This window comes from Streptococcus rifensis (assembly GCF_053203525.1).
On record NZ_JBRUCW010000006.1, the window covers coordinates 14115 to 30604 of the forward strand.

12 protein-coding genes and 1 other RNA gene are annotated in these 16490 nt (G+C 44.5%); 11 read left to right on the forward strand and 2 right to left on the reverse strand.

The genetic code is table 11. The annotated features are described in order from the left end of the window. Window positions 1-2 precede the first annotated feature (2 nt). The 8 genes from essC to ACVRYP_RS04830 all read left to right on the forward strand — a co-directional run bounded on the left by essC (window position 3) and on the right by ACVRYP_RS04830 (window position 12021). Window positions 3-4436, forward strand: coding sequence for a type VII secretion protein EssC (essC, locus tag ACVRYP_RS04795; protein ID WP_447467623.1), 4434 nt, complete (start codon window positions 3-5; stop codon window positions 4434-4436). Window positions 4437-4449: 13 nt separating this feature from the next. Next, a complete protein-coding gene (locus ACVRYP_RS04800; protein ID WP_447467624.1) occupies window positions 4450-4797 on the forward strand; it encodes a hypothetical protein in 348 nt (115 codons plus the stop codon). A gap of 9 nt (window positions 4798-4806) precedes the next feature. After that, the gene (locus ACVRYP_RS04805; RefSeq protein ID WP_447467625.1) at window positions 4807-6873 is read left to right on the forward strand and encodes a hypothetical protein; all 2067 of its coding nucleotides are present in this window, start codon (window positions 4807-4809) and stop codon (window positions 6871-6873) included. Further along, a complete protein-coding gene (locus tag ACVRYP_RS04810) occupies window positions 6870-7907 on the forward strand; it encodes a hypothetical protein (RefSeq protein ID WP_447467626.1) in 1038 nt (345 codons plus the stop codon). Before ACVRYP_RS04805 ends, ACVRYP_RS04810 begins: the two co-directional genes overlap by 4 nt. A gap of 3 nt (window positions 7908-7910) precedes the next feature. Then, complete coding sequence (locus tag ACVRYP_RS04815; RefSeq protein WP_447467627.1) at window positions 7911-8222, forward strand: hypothetical protein; 312 nt, start codon at window positions 7911-7913, stop codon at window positions 8220-8222. A 577-nt stretch (window positions 8223-8799) separates the two neighbouring features. Further along, window positions 8800-9717: a glycine--tRNA ligase subunit alpha gene (glyQ, locus tag ACVRYP_RS04820; protein WP_447467628.1), complete on the forward strand. Its 918-nt coding sequence runs from the start codon at window positions 8800-8802 to the stop codon at window positions 9715-9717. A gap of 1 nt (window position 9718) precedes the next feature. Continuing rightward, window positions 9719-11758: a glycine--tRNA ligase subunit beta gene (gene glyS / locus ACVRYP_RS04825; RefSeq protein ID WP_447467629.1), complete on the forward strand. Its 2040-nt coding sequence runs from the start codon at window positions 9719-9721 to the stop codon at window positions 11756-11758. Between the two features lie 8 nt (window positions 11759-11766). Further along, a complete protein-coding gene (locus ACVRYP_RS04830; protein WP_447467630.1) occupies window positions 11767-12021 on the forward strand; it encodes a DUF896 family protein in 255 nt (84 codons plus the stop codon). Window positions 12022-12235: 214 nt separating this feature from the next. On the opposite strand, the gene pbp1a is transcribed toward ACVRYP_RS04830, so the two are convergent. Together pbp1a and recU are read right to left on the reverse strand one after the other, a co-directional pair. Next, window positions 12236-14398: a penicillin-binding protein PBP1A gene (gene pbp1a, locus ACVRYP_RS04835; protein ID WP_447467712.1), complete on the reverse strand. Its 2163-nt coding sequence runs from the start codon at window positions 14396-14398 to the stop codon at window positions 12236-12238. A gap of 56 nt (window positions 14399-14454) precedes the next feature. Continuing rightward, window positions 14455-15051: a Holliday junction resolvase RecU gene (gene recU / locus ACVRYP_RS04840; protein ID WP_447467631.1), complete on the reverse strand. Its 597-nt coding sequence runs from the start codon at window positions 15049-15051 to the stop codon at window positions 14455-14457. Between the two features lie 79 nt (window positions 15052-15130). Between recU and ACVRYP_RS04845 the strand changes: the two genes are divergently transcribed. From ACVRYP_RS04845 to rnpB, 3 genes are all read left to right on the forward strand, one after another. Then, on the forward strand, window positions 15131-15661 hold the full coding sequence (locus ACVRYP_RS04845; RefSeq protein ID WP_447467713.1) for an SLOG family protein: 531 nt from the start codon (window positions 15131-15133) through the stop codon (window positions 15659-15661). 68 nt (window positions 15662-15729) lie between these two features. Further along, on the forward strand, window positions 15730-16056 hold the full coding sequence (gpsB, locus tag ACVRYP_RS04850) for a cell division regulator GpsB (RefSeq protein WP_447467632.1): 327 nt from the start codon (window positions 15730-15732) through the stop codon (window positions 16054-16056). Between the two features lie 14 nt (window positions 16057-16070). Continuing rightward, an RNA gene (gene rnpB / locus ACVRYP_RS04855) (RNase P RNA component class B) lies at window positions 16071-16440 on the forward strand. Window positions 16441-16490: the final 50 nt, after the last annotated feature.

Here is a 16490-nt window from a genome sequence, read left to right on the forward strand (position 1 = left end):
GAATGGCGAAAGAACTTATCATTTATATGACAGGATACCGATATTCATGGTCTTTAGCTGTGGGTGAGAGTCTTCGATTAGCTAAGGTGGAGCCTGGAGATTTGGTCTTTCCCACTTTAGAGGTTGAAGATATCGTTTTGGAGCTTTCTGAAGATTCTTTAGTGTCCATTAGCATCAACAGTAGTGAAACGGAACAGCTTGAGGATGGGAAATATACAATTGCTGGGCTATCTGTTTTTATTATGCAAGAACAACCCCTAACGATTTTTGATAACCTTCATCATCAACACCTTAGTTTAGGAGCGGGAGGGCATCATACCATAACCTTGGAAGGGATTGGAGATGAGAATGAGTTTGTCCTTTCTCGAGTTAAGGATCGATGGGAATTAATCAGTACCAGTCAAACAGTCTACATCAACAATGCCGTTAATCAAATCTTACCAGTCATTCTCGAAAAGGGAGATGAGATCAGTTTTGATAGAGTCGTGATTAAGATCTTTGACCAAGAAATTTGGGTAAACGGTGTGGAAGCGGCTTCGGAACTCCTCGTTGAAAAAAAAGCTTCGGACTACCGCTTTTATGAAGATTACCCCGACTATCACCGGTCTCCTCGGATCATTTACAGGGAGCCAGAGGACAAGGTGACCCTGAGGGGGCCAGTCGAACCTCCTAAAAAACCGACCAATCAACTCCTCAAGGCTATTGTACCGCCTTTGGCCATTGTAACCATGACCATTATTCTATCGTTCTTCCAGTCACGCGGGCTTTTCATCTACATCATGGTGGTCAGCTCGATTATCTCCATGATTATCTCCGTGACGGGCTATTTTAAGAGCCGTAAGGAATATAAGGAAGGGTTAGTGGAGCGTGAGGAACTCTTTCGGGAATACCTCTTTGACAAAGCCCAGGACCTCTACAAGCTTCAAGAAAAGCAACGTCAGGGCCAGCGGTACCATTATCCGTCGGTTCAGGAGCTTGAGGCTATGGCCGGGAGCTATCACCACCGGATTTATGAGAAAACCCCGCAACACTTTGACTTTTTGTCCTACCGTTTGGGGCTAGGTAAGCGCAAGGCCTCCTTTAGCCTGAGCTATGCGCCTCTGGACAAGGACAAGAAACTGGATGATTTGGAAAAAGAAGGCTTGGCCCTTTACGACCAGTACAAGCGGACCCATGAGCTACCCATCGTGACGGATTTGGTGTCAGGACCTGTGGGCTACATTGGTCCTCGCCATGTGGTCTTGGAACAACTCCAACTCTTGGTCCACCAGCTGTCCTTTTTCCACTCTTACCATGATCTGCAGTTTATCACGCTGTTGCCTGAGGAGGAGAAGGACCTCTGGTCCTGGATGCGGTGGTTACCGCATGCGACCTTGCAGGACATCAATGTCCGAGGTCTGGTGTACAATCAGCGCAGCCGTGACCAAGTGCTCAACTCCCTCTATCAGGTCTTGAAACTCCGTAAGGCCCAGCTTGGGGACAAGCGGGTGCGGACATCGACCCTCTTTAGCCCTCATTTTGTGGTGCTGATCACGGACCAGTCCTTGGTCATCGACCACGTCATCATGGAGTTTTTCACCGAAAATCCAACGGAGCTTGGGTGTTCGGTGATCTTTGTGGAGGATACGCTGTCGAGCCTGTCTGAGAACATCACGACCATCATCGATATCAAGGACCGTAACCACGGGGTCTTGACCCTTGAGAAGGGAGAGTTGGTGGACAAGGGCTTTGCGCTGGATCATTTTGGGGAGGGATTTGATAAGGAGAGTCTGCCGAGGCTTTTGGCCCCTCTCAATCACCTGCAAAACCTCAAAAACTCGATTCCTGAGTCGGTTAATTTCCTGGAGATGTATGAGGTGGAGGAGGTCAAGGACCTCAGGATCATGGAGCGCTGGGGGCAACATGCGCCCCACAAGTCTCTGGCGGTGCCGCTTGGCCTTCGGGGTAAAGAGGATATCGTCCAGCTGGACCTGCATGAGAAGGCCCACGGGCCTCACGGTCTGGTGGCAGGTACGACAGGGTCAGGGAAATCGGAGATCATCCAGTCCTATATCCTGAGCCTAGCCATCAACTTCCACCCGCACGATGTGGCCTTTCTCCTCATCGACTACAAGGGTGGTGGCATGGCCAATCTCTTCAAGAACCTGCCTCACCTCTTGGGCGCCATCACAAACCTGGATGCGGCCCAGTCCATGCGGGCCCTAATCTCGATCAATGCGGAGCTGAAACGCCGGCAACGGCTCTTCTCTCAGTATGATGTCAATCATATCAACCAATACCAGAAGAAGTACAAGAACGGCGAGGCCAAGGAGCCGATGCCCCATCTTTTCTTAATTTCAGACGAATTTGCGGAATTGAAGACCAATGAGCCGGAGTTCATGAAGGAATTGGTATCAACAGCCCGTATCGGTCGTAGTCTGGGGATCCACTTGATCCTTGCGACCCAAAAGCCTACGGGTGTGGTGGATGACCAGATCTGGTCCAACTCCCGCTTTAAGCTGGCCCTTAAGGTCGCAACGCCTCAGGACTCGCAGGAGATGCTCAAGACCGCAGACGCGGCAGACATCACCCAGGCGGGCCGGGCCTATCTCCAAGTCGGCAACAATGAAATCTATGAGCTCTTCCAGTCAGCCTACTCGGGGGCAGACTACCAGCCGGACAAGGACAAGCTCAACATCGAAGACCATACCATCTATGCCATCAATGACAATGGCCAGTACCAGATCTTAACCGAGGACCTGTCGGGCCTTGAGGATGCTGACAGCATTCAGCAGATCCCAAGTGAGCTGGCTGTCATCGTAGATGAAATCAAGGCCATCACCGAGGCACATGGCATCGTGCCACTCCCCCGGCCGTGGCTGCCGCCGTTGAAGGAGCGGGTGTATTTGGAGGAATTGGCTTCAGTGGATTATCTTGAGATGTGGCAAAAGCCAGTCCATGATTTAATCTTAACGATAGGCATGGCTGATATACCACACGAACAGAAACAAGAGGTCGTAACCATTAATTTATCAGAAGATGGTCATATTCTACTATACGGTAGTCCAGGTTCTGGGAAATCGACTTTCTTGCAAACAGCGATTTTAGATTTAGCCCAAAATCATTCACCAGAGCATTTGCATTTTTATCTCTTTGATTTTGGTAATAATAGTTTGGGTAGTTTTTACCGTTTACCACACTTAGCTGATATCATGCGCGTAGATGAGACCGAAAAAATTCAAAAATTCACTCGCTTTTTTGAAAAAGAAATCAATCGACGTAAACAGCTTCTGTCCCAACAAGGGGTTGCTAGTGTGGGGATGTATCGCCGTGTGACCGGAGAGGTTATCCCAGATATTGTTTTGGTAATTGATAGCTATGAAAGCATGAAGGATGAAGCTTATGAATCTGAGTTGTTTAAACTAACAACCCGCTTATCCCGAGAAGGTCAAGCAATCGGTATTCATCTTTTGGCTACTGCTGGACGCCAAACAAACTTAAGAGCTGTGTTTTATGCCAATGTGAAACACCAATTAACCCTTTACCAAATCGATTCAGGTGAGGTTAGAAGTATCGTTGGATCGACCCCACTTGCTTCCATGAGCGATGTCAAGGGTCGAGGATTGATGAAACGTGATACAATAGATTTGATCCAATTAGCCCTGCCAGTTTCTGGGGAAACAGATATTATGCTCTTAGAAAACCTACGGCAGACGATTGAAAGATTATCAGAGACCTACAAAGGAAAACGTCCAGAAGGAATTCCGATGGTGCCTAATGAGCTAACATCAGGTGACTTTTATGGTCGGTCGGGTGTGCAAGAAGCTATTGTATCTGGTGAAGTTCCCTTGGGATTGGATGTTGAGACAGTTTCGACTGTCACGTGGAAACGTGATAAGGGACCATTAGTCTATCTAGTCGATGATGATAAACCAATGGTCACCTTTACACATCAGTTGATTCGGATTTCTCAAGAAAGTAATCGTCATCTCATGATTTTGGCTCCAAGTTACCACCAATTACCGGACAATCTTGGGTATGAAGTGATTTCTGCTAAAGAAGCCCTTGAAGAGATGCTTTTAGCCTTATCTGTTAAGGTAGAAGATAGGCTTGGAGCAGGTCAGACAGACTATGTTACTACACTAATCTTTTATGACTTAGTAACGCTTACAGATAGTTTATCAGGAGAATCGCTAACGCATTTAGCGACAATTCTCGAAAAGGGTCACCGTTCAGGATATTGCAGTGTCGTCATGACAGACAGTAGTATTACGAGAAAAATTGACGTAGCGTCTAAGGTTGTAAGATCTGCTAAGGAAGGACTTTTGGGAATCCGTGTGGCGGATCAAACACTCTTTAACGTATTGAATAAACCTCTGCGTGAAGAGCTATTGGGTCAGCAGTTGCATTACTACATATCAGAGCAACACGTTAAACTTATAAAAGTATTGATGTAAAAAGGAGAAAAGAATGGTAAGAAGTGCGATTCTAAGTCAAATCGCCAGTGTGAACAGTTCTTTAACAAGTGCTAACACGAAACTCTCAAAACTACGAGCTGCCAAAAGCAGTGTTGCGGGAGTTGATTTGACCTTGGACTATAAGGTGACGGATCCTGGCCATTTAGCTGGTGATGCCTATGATGCCCAAGAACGTAACGAAAAAGATATTTTGACGAACCTTAAGCGGGATATGATGACTAAGCGCTCTAATGTGATAGCAGATTTAGATGTCAAAATTGCCCAAGCCCAAACCGAAGTGAATGGTTTAAACAGTCGGTTGCTAACTTTGCATTTAGAATTAGAGTATGCGACATATTAGGGGGAGTGTATGAGTGAAAAGATAACGATCAGAGACTTAGAAGGTCTGTCTGATTATGCAACATCAATTACGACATTTGCAGGTCAGTACGAAACAGCCATTGCCAGTAGCCGTCGTAGTTTTAAGGAAAAGACAGATGGTGCTGAAGCAGAAGCCATTACAGCCTTCTTTGCAAAATTAAATGAGATACAAAGCCGTGTCTTAGACCAATACCCAGATGCCCTCCGTTCTTATGCGCAAGTCGTTTCGAGCTACTATGATGCGGTCAGTGGCGAAGGTTTTTCCAGTGAGGTTAAGAGCTTACAGACTGATGCAGATAATGTCGCCAGTACCTTAAAGGGGAGCCAATACACAGCTGTAACGACCATTACAAGTGACTTACAGTCAGCTTTTAATAAAGCTGCAGCAGCAATGGGGACTGAGGCAGAAAGTGTTAGTAGTATTGACGAGGCAGCAGAAAGCTCCCTTAGTGCAGCAGCAGATGATAGGCAAAAGACAGCTACTAATTTAGACAGTGCTTACAGTAGTTTTGTTTCAAGTCTGCAAGGAGAGATTGCGACCTTAAAGGCTCTCAAGACCTCCTTAGACAATGCCTCTTATGTCCTTAATATTCCACCGAGCACCATTTCTACAGCTATCAAGTCAGGTAACTTGAGTGCGGATGAGATGAATAATTTTGATAATGTAAAAAGTAAGACAGATGCGAAGGCTTTAACTTACCATTACCAACAAGATTATGATAAATTCTTTACCTTAGATTCATCAGCCATCAGCGATGAAATGTATGATATTGTCACAGTTGATATGAATGAAATCTTGATGAGGAAGGATAAGGAGCCGGATGAATTCCTCCAAAATCTAACAAAAGGTTTGAATACACTGATCAGTGGTGATTACAAAAACCATCAGAATCACCTTCAAAAGTTATCGGATGCAGGGAATCGCTATTCATCTATAGCCTTTACATCTGCTACGATGATGAGAATGAAGGGTAGCAGTGAAGATAATCCTACCTATAAAGGTTTAAAAGACAAGCTAGCAAGCAATCAGAATTTACGGCTCCTCTGGCAGTCCTTGATAGTAACTGGTTTACGTGGTCAAAGTGCTAGTGTCTATGAACCGGATTTTCGTAAAGCTGGAGGCTGGACTGTTCAGAAGAATAAAATTGAAAACCTTACTCTGACAAAAGATGGTTTTTCATATGATGTCACCTGGAAACGGTATATTGATGTTCCAAATAATAAGAAAAAAGAAGGATATGATTTTGGTAAGCTAATATCTGAATCCAATAATCAAACAAAAGGTCGCTTTTCAGCCCAGCACTTTAACAATGAGGAACTATTAGATAAATTGAAGGTAAAGGGAGTGACACAGCTTAAGCTTGAAAATCTGGAGATTCCTTCAGAGTTTGCGACAGACTTTCTGGTTTCTGCAGCCGGAGCCAAGCATCCTTTACTCGGAATGGTTGTCGATGCCTTAACTGGTTTGGCCAATGAGGATCCTACTGGTGATTATTCCGCGTTTTATCAGAAACAAGGAGCTACAGCCTTAGAAACTTGGGCAGAGATAAAGGATAGTAAGACAGGTTCCTTTATTTCTGGGCAGATTTCAAGAATCGTTAAATATTATGGCGACTATCAGGATAATCTGGCCAAGATCTATGAACATAACCATGAATTGTTTGATAATTATCTTGGATACGGTGGTGGAGAAATCACAGCTGTAACCAGCGATGAATCTTCCTTAAAAGAAGCAGGTAACTGGAATATTTTAGATCCAGGCAGTATCACAAAGGCAGTCGAGGTAGACCCCTACGATGTCGATGCCTATCTTCGTTATCAACAGTTGGAAGGTGGCATCAAGGACGATTTGGTCAATAGTGGAAGTAGTAGTTATACAGTTGTGAAAAAACAAAATATGAGTGAAAATCCGGAAGAAAAAAAAGTTTGGGACTATTTGGAAAAGGGTTCACTCTCGGGTTATGAGCTATATGAATTAGATTATGATTCCTTTAATCAGGTAGTTGATTATTTAGAACATGCGGGGATTACGCTTCCCTGGGAGGTGACACCATGAGTAAAGTCAAATGGATATTGAGCCTGTTTGGTCTCGCTTTGATAAGTTTAGTTTTTGCGGGGGTATGGTATTGTTCAGTCCATGGTATTGTCTTCTACCATCCTACCAAAGAGGTTAAGAATGAAAAGTTTAAAGAGTACAGTCTAGACTATACTGGAATAGGTGATATTGGTGTCATCTATGATATGGATTTTGGCGCTACAGCAGCGCTAGATGTGACGAAGTTAGGGCAAGGTGGTTTGTTAGAGATGGAAGCGGGGATGCTCGTATCTTCTCAATTTATTAAAGTATCACGCTTTGGAAGGGTTAAAGATTTCAATTCTAATGAGCATTCCAAGCATCCGATAGACTATTTTTATGTGGACCTCTATGAGTCACAAGCAGAAACAAAGACTTATATGAAAACATTGGACTTAGTTAATATTGTGCAATCCTATAATAAGAATTACCTTCCTCGGTTAAGTAAGAATACTTTTCGTCATAAGGAAACGGGTCGATGGGTTTTTGAGGTAACTGTTTTAGATACTCGTCAGGAAGAGTCAAGTGATATGAAAGATAAAGAACTTGCGGTTGATATAGAAACAGAAAAGGTGATTGGCTTGTTTAAATTAGATGATTATGATACCCAAGGGACTTATAGTCTTTCTCCTGTATTTAATGAGGTGGTTACCAATGTCTATGACAAGTTAAAATCTAGAGGTTTCTCGTATTATAATCAGATTGAGACTGATGATGGGAAAAAGGATGATATTTCTGAGCTCTACTTGAAGGATGGGATTAACTATTCAGAGCTGAACCTGGCAAAAGAGTACCCAGAAAGTGTGCGATTGATGAAAAAAGGGAATGTTTTTGAATTAGTTCATCCTGCTCAAGACAAAGAGATTGCCCGTCTCTTAGCGAAAGCTGGTGAGGAAGACGTTTTTGAGGGAGTGACCCTCTATGGCGCCTACAGCAAGGACGGTAAGGACCATGTAGTCCAGTCCTATGAAGAAGCCATGTCCTGGTATCAAGCACCAGAAGAATCAAAGGAGTAGGCAATGTCAAAGAAAATTATAAATCCTTATTCCATACAGTCCATCGAAGCATACTATGATGATTTTAGTACGACCCTCAAGGAAGGGGCGGCTTGCGTGGATGATCAATCGAAAACAGACCTCGAGGATGGGACTAAAGCCATTAAGGATGTTAGTAAAGATATTAGCACTGTTGTTAGCAGCCTGAATGCTTTTTTAAACGATGTTGCGATTGCCTTTAAGCATGCGGATGATTATATGTCTAAAGAGATAGCGACTAGTACTCGTTCGGGGACAGGCATTAGAGAGTCTGACTCTTATCAAATGCTTCCCTAGTTCTCATAGATTTGCATAGATTTGAAACGGCTTGTCCGTTTCTTTTCATATCTCAAACGTCTGAATGTTCAGATTAGGACAGAGCATTTCATGGTATAATAGGAACTATTATAGTCCTTTGGCAACAAGCTCTCTGCTCTGCCATTTCCAAAAACCTTCAAGGGGTTCGTCAATCATTAGACAAATCACGGGCTTTTTGTTACAATAGCTCTAGAAAGAATCTCTACCGTAATGCGGTCGTAGCGAATCTGGGATAGTGGGAGCCAGATCGAGCAGGGGATGAGTGGCGCTTTCAGGATTTTTACAAATACAAATGAAGTCATAAATAAGGGTGGAACCGCGTTTCAGACGCCCCTTTGCCAGGTGCAAAGGAGGGTCGGGAGGCGGTTCTTTTGCATCGTCTGCCAGCCATCTGGTAGAAAAGCATGAGTGAAAAAAGGACTAGGCTCCGTTCACTTAATCTGATTATTTCATTGTTATGGGCAATTGAGCTAGACACTAGACTGATGCGTCTTTGATAGCAAAAGTGACTATCAAAAACGCATGTCGTCAAAAAACATGAAGAAAGAGGCAAATAATGAGTAAAAAACTTACTTTCCAGGAAATCATTTTAACCTTACAACAATACTGGAATGACCAAGGCTGTATGTTAATGCAGGCCTACGATACGGAAAAAGGGGCAGGGACCATGAGTCCTTATACCTTCTTGCGTGCTATCGGGCCTGAGCCATGGAATGCGGCCTATGTGGAGCCGTCGCGTCGTCCAGCAGATGGCCGATACGGGGAGAATCCTAACCGTCTTTACCAACACCATCAATTCCAAGTGGTCATGAAGCCTAGCCCAAGCAATATCCAAGAGCTCTATTTGGAGTCCCTCGAAAAGCTTGGCATTAACCCACTCGAGCACGATATTCGCTTCGTTGAGGACAACTGGGAAAACCCTTCAACAGGTTCAGCGGGTCTCGGTTGGGAAGTGTGGCTTGACGGCATGGAAATCACACAGTTCACCTACTTCCAGCAGGTCGGTGGTCTTGAGACTGGCCCTGTTACCGCTGAGGTGACCTATGGTTTGGAGCGTCTTGCTTCTTACATCCAGGAAGTGGATTCGGTTTATGATATCGAGTGGGCGCCTGGCGTCAAGTACGGTGAGATTTTCCTTCAGCCAGAGTATGAGCATTCTAAGTACAGCTTTGAAGTGTCTGACCAGGACATGTTGCTTGAAAACTTTGAGAAGTTTGAAAAAGAGGCCAGCCGTGCCCTCGAAGAGGGTCTGGTGCACCCTGCTTTTGACTATGTCCTCAAGTGTTCTCATACCTTTAACCTCTTGGATGCGCGCGGAGCCGTTTCTGTGACCGAAAGAGCGGGTTATATCGCTCGCATCCGCCATTTGGCTCGCCTTGTCGCAAAGACCTTCGTCGCAGAGCGTAAAAAATTGGGTTACCCACTTCTCGATGAAGCAACCCGTGCAGAACTCTTAAAAGAGGAGGAGGATTAAGATGACTAAGAATTTATTGATTGAACTGGGCTTGGAAGAAATGCCAGCCTACATCGTCACCCCTGCTATGGAGCAGTTGCGTGACCGCTTGATTGCCTTTTTAAAAGACAATCGCTTGAGCTTTGAACGTGTCGAAGCCTTCTCAACGCCGCGCCGTCTAGCGGTCCGAGTCTCAGAGTTGGCCGACAAGCAAGACGATTTGACCGAGGACTTCAAAGGTCCGGCTAAGAAGATTGCCCTTGACGCTGACGGCAACTTCACCAAGGCAGCAGAAGGCTTTGTCCGTGGCAAAGGCTTGACCACAGACGCCATTACCTTCCGCGAAGTCAATGGCGAAGAGTATGTCTACGTGACCAAGGAAGAAACTGGTCAGCCAGTGGAGGCTGTCCTTGCAGGCGTCGCAGACGTGCTGAAGAGCATGACCTTCCCTGTTAGCATGCACTGGGCTAGCAATAGCTTTGAGTATGTCCGTCCAGTCCACACCTTGGCAGTTTTACTAGATGATCAGGCCTTGGCCCTTGATTTCTTGGACATCAAAGCTAGTCGTATCAGCCGTGGTCACCGCTTCTTGGGACAAGAAATTGAGCTGACCTCCGCAGACAGCTACGAAGACCAGCTCCGTGAGGTCTACGTCATCGCCAATCCCAACGAGCGGGAAAATAGGATTATCGACCAAATCCATGCCATCGAAGAGGCTAAGGGTGTCAAGGTCGAGATTGACGAAGACCTCCTCAGTGAAGTCCTGAACCTCGTGGAATACCCGACAGCCTTCCTTGGTCAGTTTGACCAGCGCTATCTGGCGGTGCCAGAGGAAGTTTTAGTGACCTCTATGAAGAACCACCAGCGCTATTTCGTCGTGCGTGACGCAGATGGCAAACTCTTGCCTTACTTTGTCTCTGTCCGTAACGGGAATGACCAGTATTTGGACAATGTGGTCAAGGGCAATCAGAAGGTTCTTGTGGCGCGTCTGGAAGACGCAGAATTCTTCTGGCGTGAAGACCAAAAACTCCAAATCCCAGATTTGCTCGCTAAGCTAGAAAACGTGACCTTCCATGAGAAAATTGGTTCCCTGACAGAGCATATGGCCCGCACCAAGGCCGTCGCTCAAGTACTGGTGGACATGGCAGGCGTGTCAGCAGAAGACGCCGTCAGCATTGAACGTGCCGCAGACATCTACAAGTTTGACCTCTTGACCGGTATGGTGGGTGAGTTCGATGAACTCCAAGGGGTTCTCGGCGAGAAATATGCCCGTTTAGCAGGCGAGTCAGAAGCCGTATCTATCGCCATCCGGGAGCACTACATGCCAACATCAGCTGATGGCGATTTGCCGGATACTATTCCAGGGGCTATCCTAGCCATTGCCGACAAGCTCGATACCCTGCTCAGCTTCTTTAGTGTGGGACTGATCCCATCAGGCTCTAATGACCCTTATGCTCTTCGCCGTGCGACCGCAGGTATCGTGCGTATCCTTGATAAGTTCGGCTGGAACATGTCGCTCGGCGAGTTGGTAGACCGTCTCTACAAGCTTGATTTTGAGAGCATGACCTACACCAACCAAGCTGAGGTCATGAACTTCCTCAAAGCTCGGATTGAGAAGATGTTTGATGCTGCTGTGCCAAAGGATATTGTTAGCGCGGTTCTTGCTAGTGATTCCTTTGTTGTCCGTGATCTGATTGACTCAGGGAATGCCCTTGTAGAAGCCAGCAAGTCTGACAACTACAAAGCTTCTGTCGAAAGCTTGGCCCGTGTCTTCAACTTGGCAGAAAAAGCGGATGCTGCTGTCTTAGTGGATACTAGCCTCTTTGAAAACGAGTACGAAAAAGCTCTCCATGCTGCTGTTGAAAGCCTAGACCTCACTGGTTCAGCAGAAGAGCAAGTGTCGGCTCTCTTTGCCCTCAGTCCCGTCATCAATGCCTTCTTTGACAACACCATGGTTATGGTTGAGGATGAAGCAGTCAAAGCTAATCGTCTTGCTCTTCTAGCTAGCCTTAAAGCAAAAGCTAGTCAAGTGGCTCAGTTCAACCAGCTCAATACCAAGTAGGAGGATTTATGGAACAAGCAAAAATTGACCGAATCAACCAGCTTGCCCGTAAGAAAAAAGCTCAAGGCTTAACACCTGAAGAGCTTGTGGAGCAGGCGAAGCTCAGAGAAGAGTACATTGAAGGCTACCGCCGCTCTGTTCGACACCACATTGAAGGGATCAAGGTAGTTGATGAGGCTGGTAACGATATCACCCCAGAAAAGCTCAAAGAAATCCAGCGCCAAAAAGGCCTTCATGGTAGAAGACCTGGTGATAACTCCTAAAACCACCATCTAATAGTTATAGATAAACAGAGTTGGCTAAGGTGAAACGAATGTGGATGAAGATGAACAGAAAGTCTTCCAATCGGTTAGTCATCTCTCTATGTGATGCCTATTATAATAAAAAGCACACCCACCATGAGATAATCAAATCATGGTGGGTGTGTTTTATTGATAATTTTAAAGAATAACAATCTAGCTTTTGACGGCACTACTGTTAGTCATCATCGGCTGATGGATTCGTTGGAGTACCATTAGTTGAATCATCATTGGATGGTGGTGTGGCATCTTCACTAGTTTCACTAGTTTCGGTAGATTCTTGAGTCGATGATGACTCTGTAGATTCTTCCTCTGACTCGCTTGTTTCTTCAGTTCTAGAATAATTATAGGTAATTCTTGCGCCTTCTTTATAAATATAGGAACCGTAGCGATAAAGGCCATCAGGCATCACCCAATTCGTAGAACCACTTCCTGTTGTTTCATAGAGGTAGAGCATCATATTGCGATAGACATCTGTTGCAACATAGAGGCTCGAGTCTAAAATTGGAACCATACGGTTCTTATAGCCTGTCCAAACGGCCATGGCGTACTGGCTATTGTAACCCACGAAGCTCTCATCTGGAGCGACAATACTGGAGCTATAAATAGGATAGTTTTGCGCTAACTCTTCGATTTCATCGTCAGTGTAGTTAGAAGTCCCCGTCTTACCTGCTTGGTAGAGGCCACGAATGGTCGCATTGCTACCGGCACCATAGTTGAGGACAGTCTTCATCATCTCTGTCATCATATAGGCTGTCGTTGCCTTCATGGCTTGACTTCCCTCTGGTTCATAAGATACTTCAGTTTCGTCACTAAAGACGATTTTATGAACGTACTGTGGTTCGTAATAGGTACCACCATTGGAGAAGGCAGCATAGGCAGCAGCCATTTTTTCAGAACTTGCGCCGTATTCTATACTTGAAACGCTAGTTGCTGATGAAATGGCATTAGAGTAAAACATCTCTGGGTAGTTAATCCCTAAACCATTAAGGAATTTTAGAGAATTTTTGAGACCAACAGCTTCAAGGGATTTGACAGCAGGGACATTTCGAGAGTACATGATGGCATCTTGGATGGTCATGTAACCATAGTAGCTCTTATCCCAGTTATTGACGGGTGTCGTTGTCCCTGGATAATTGTATGGGGAGTCATTAATTGGATCAGCAGTTGTATTGTAAATGCCTGCCTCAATTGCTGGAGCGTAATCTGTGATCGGTTTCATGGTTGATCCCCAGTCACGGTTGGTTTCCACAGCCTGATTAGTCCCTAAGGAAGTGGCTTCTGTTTGATGACGAGAACCTAACTGGGCAATGACTTTACCATTTGTGACATCAATTACGGTAGAAGCAACTTGGAGTTCATTATCAGGGTAGTTGACATAGGTATCTGAGTGGTAGATATCCCAAAGCCGTTGTTGGGCAGCGGTATCGACATTGGTGTAGACATGAAGACCTGCATCAATCAGGTTGTAGCCTGTTTTTTCTTGGACTTCTTCTATGACCTCCTTGATGTAATTATCCATGTAAGCTGGATAGCTGGCACTTGCTTTGAGAGGGATAAGACCATCTTCGATTGGAGTCGCTACTGCGGCATCATAGGTGGCTTGATCGATATAGTCGTGGCGTAGCATTTGGCTTAAGACTATATCTCTACGGTATTTGGCTGCTTCTGGGGCAGTGTAGGGATCGTATTGGTTTGGAGCTTGAGGCATGCCTGCAAGAAGGGCTAATTGGGGTAAAGATAGGGCGCTAAGGTCTTTGCCATAATAGGCATTAGAAGCAGTCTGCATCCCGTAATTCCCATTAGCCATATAGACTTTGTTGACATAATAGGTTAGAATTTCTTCTTTGGTATTGCGACGTTCAAGTTGAAGGGACAACCAAGCTTCCTGTGCTTTCCGCTTGAGTGTTTGATGTTCTTGGGATGTTGAAAAAAACGAGAGCTTAATAAACTGTTGGGTCAGAGTTGAACCACCTTGTGTGCTAGAAGAGGTGAGGTTGTTCCAAATAGCACCAAAAATACGAACAACATCGACACCACGATGGTCATAAAAACGGTGATCCTCAATCGCAACAATAGCATTGGCTAAATCGATAGGAATTTCTTCTGTATTAGCGTTGGTTCGTTTTTCAGAACCTAAATCAGCGATGAGGTTATTATCAGCATCATAGATCAAACTTGACGCTGTTGCTGTTAAAGATTCCTCTGTTAAATCAGGAGCAGTCGCTGCATAATAAAGAAAGAAAGACGCACCAAATAAAAAGAGAGTAACAAAGAGTCCTAATAAGATATTGGTTAGAATAACGAGGCCCTTCTTAAGAGGATTCGTAGTATCAGTCATCTCTTTAAACCATTTTTGGAGATTGGCGAAATTAACATTTGGTTTTTTCATAAATATTAGTTACCACCTATTAAATACTTGTCCACCACATCGAGGTATGGAATACTTGGGAAGCTTTGAAGCGGTATTTCAAAGCCATGTTTACGGATGTAGGATAAAGGCATAGACTTACCTCCTTGATCTATCTGGTAAAAGGAGATTAAAGGCTCCGCAGGGAGAAGATAAGTTTCCTGGAGTGTCGAAAAATGAAGAAGAACAAAGCAAATACCTTGTTGCTTAAGGACACTTTCCATATGAGTTATCTGGTGAGCATGGAAATTTTTTAAGGGCATAGAACTGGTTTGTCGCGTTTCCTTGGCTTCAAAATCAATGTAGTGACCTTTGTAGACACCAGAGTAGTCAGTTGTAGAGGCTTGTCTAAAATAGGCTTCTACAATTTTGGCACGGCTTCGTCTAGGATAATCAACTTTGACAATTTGGACAGGTGTCGGTTTCTTATGAATGACAGCAATGTTCCTTGACAAATAGTAAGAGTTGCTATCATTGATTAAGGTTTCAAAGCGCATGCCACGATTAGCGAAGTCGATGGATGGTGTTTTTAAGCGAGGAGCTTTAGCTATACTAACACGCTTGGCATTGGGATAGTTGACCATAGAGCTCCTTCCTGATAAAATAACATCACCATATTATATCATAAAGAAAACGAGAATGCTTGTGGCGGGGGTTAAGGGTTTGCGTTTATTACTATCAGGTTACAGACACACAGATTTGGGACTCTTTAATGACAAGGACCCTAGGGTCCTTGTCATTAAAGAAGCAATCAAACGCGATTTGAGGCGTTTCTTAGACGATGGGTTAGAGTGGCTCATCTTCACTGGAAATCTAGGTTTTGAATTTTGGGTCTTGGAAGAAGCCTTGAAACTCAGGGAAACTAATGATATACACTTAGCTTGCATTTTTCCGTTTGAGACACATGGGGAGAATTGGTCTGAACAAAATCAGGAGAAGCTGGCTAAGTTTAAAAGTCTGGATTTTGTAACGGCTACTTATAAGCGTTACGAAAATCCGGGACAGTTTCGAGAATACAATAGCTTTTTAATCGATCATACAGACGGTGCCTATCTGTTTTATGATCCGGAAAAGGAGACAAATCTGAAATATTTGTATGAAAAATTGCGAATCCATCACAATTATTTTCTGAAATTATTACGTTTTGATGACCTCAATGAGATTGCTGAAAACTTTTTTAATTCTGATAGATAATACTTGCTTTTTATGGGGAAAATCATCTATAATAAAAGATAACAGTAACGATAATGACGGAGAAAGATATGGCAGGTATTAAGTTTACGACGAAAGATATTTTTGAACAGGAATTCAAAATTTCAATGCGAGGATACAACAAAGAGGAAGTTGATGAGTTTTTGGATGATATCATGAAAGATTATGATGTCTATGAAGCCAAAATCAAGGAACTCAAGGCCGAAGTATCACGTCTTAGAAATCAAGGGAAACCTGCTTCAAGTATAGCTAATCCAAGCTCGCTTTCAGAACGTCCTGAGTTTGCTCGTGCCTCTACGGCAACCAATTTTGATATTCTTAAGCGCATCAATCGTTTAGAAAAAGAAGTCTTTGGTAAGCAAATTAGCGAAGACTGATTAATCACCATGCAATTTTTGGATAATCGCGCAGGCTTGTTGTCTGTGAGGAAAGTCCATGCTAGCATCGGCTGTGATGCCGATAGTGTTTGTGCTAGGCGAAGCAATAAGCCTAGGCACGCGCCTAAAGTGCGTGACGGCGGTCAAACAGGCTAAGTCCTTGGATATGCCTTACTAGGCCTGAAAGTGCCACAGTGACGAAGTTTTTGGGGAAACCCAAAAAGTGGAACGCGGTAAACCCCTCAAGCTAGCAACCCAAACTTTGGTCGGGGCATGGGATAGGCAGAATAAAGAATGACTATCCTGACTGTGAGAACAGTAGACAGATGATTATCGAAGGAGCTGATACCTAGTCAGTTCTGGAACAAAACATGGCTTATAGAAGATTGCATATAGGTCGAGGCTGAGGCACTGCCTCAGTCTCCTTTTTTCTC

Coding starts and splice junctions, on each gene's coding strand:
- ACVRYP_RS04830 (WP_447467630.1), top strand. CDS start 11,767: ATGGAACAAGCAAAAATTGACCGAATCAACCAGCTTGCCCGTAAGAAA.
- recU (WP_447467631.1), bottom strand. CDS start 15,051: ATGGTCAACTATCCCAATGCCAAGCGTGTTAGTATAGCTAAAGCTCCT.
- ACVRYP_RS04815 (WP_447467627.1), top strand. CDS start 7,911: ATGTCAAAGAAAATTATAAATCCTTATTCCATACAGTCCATCGAAGCA.
- ACVRYP_RS04805 (WP_447467625.1), top strand. CDS start 4,807: ATGAGTGAAAAGATAACGATCAGAGACTTAGAAGGTCTGTCTGATTAT.
- ACVRYP_RS04810 (WP_447467626.1), top strand. CDS start 6,870: ATGAGTAAAGTCAAATGGATATTGAGCCTGTTTGGTCTCGCTTTGATA.
- glyS (WP_447467629.1), top strand. CDS start 9,719: ATGACTAAGAATTTATTGATTGAACTGGGCTTGGAAGAAATGCCAGCC.
- glyQ (WP_447467628.1), top strand. CDS start 8,800: ATGAGTAAAAAACTTACTTTCCAGGAAATCATTTTAACCTTACAACAA.
- gpsB (WP_447467632.1), top strand. CDS start 15,730: ATGGCAGGTATTAAGTTTACGACGAAAGATATTTTTGAACAGGAATTC.
- ACVRYP_RS04800 (WP_447467624.1), top strand. CDS start 4,450: ATGGTAAGAAGTGCGATTCTAAGTCAAATCGCCAGTGTGAACAGTTCT.
- essC (WP_447467623.1), top strand. CDS start 3: ATGGCGAAAGAACTTATCATTTATATGACAGGATACCGATATTCATGG.
- pbp1a (WP_447467712.1), bottom strand. CDS start 14,398: ATGACTGATACTACGAATCCTCTTAAGAAGGGCCTCGTTATTCTAACC.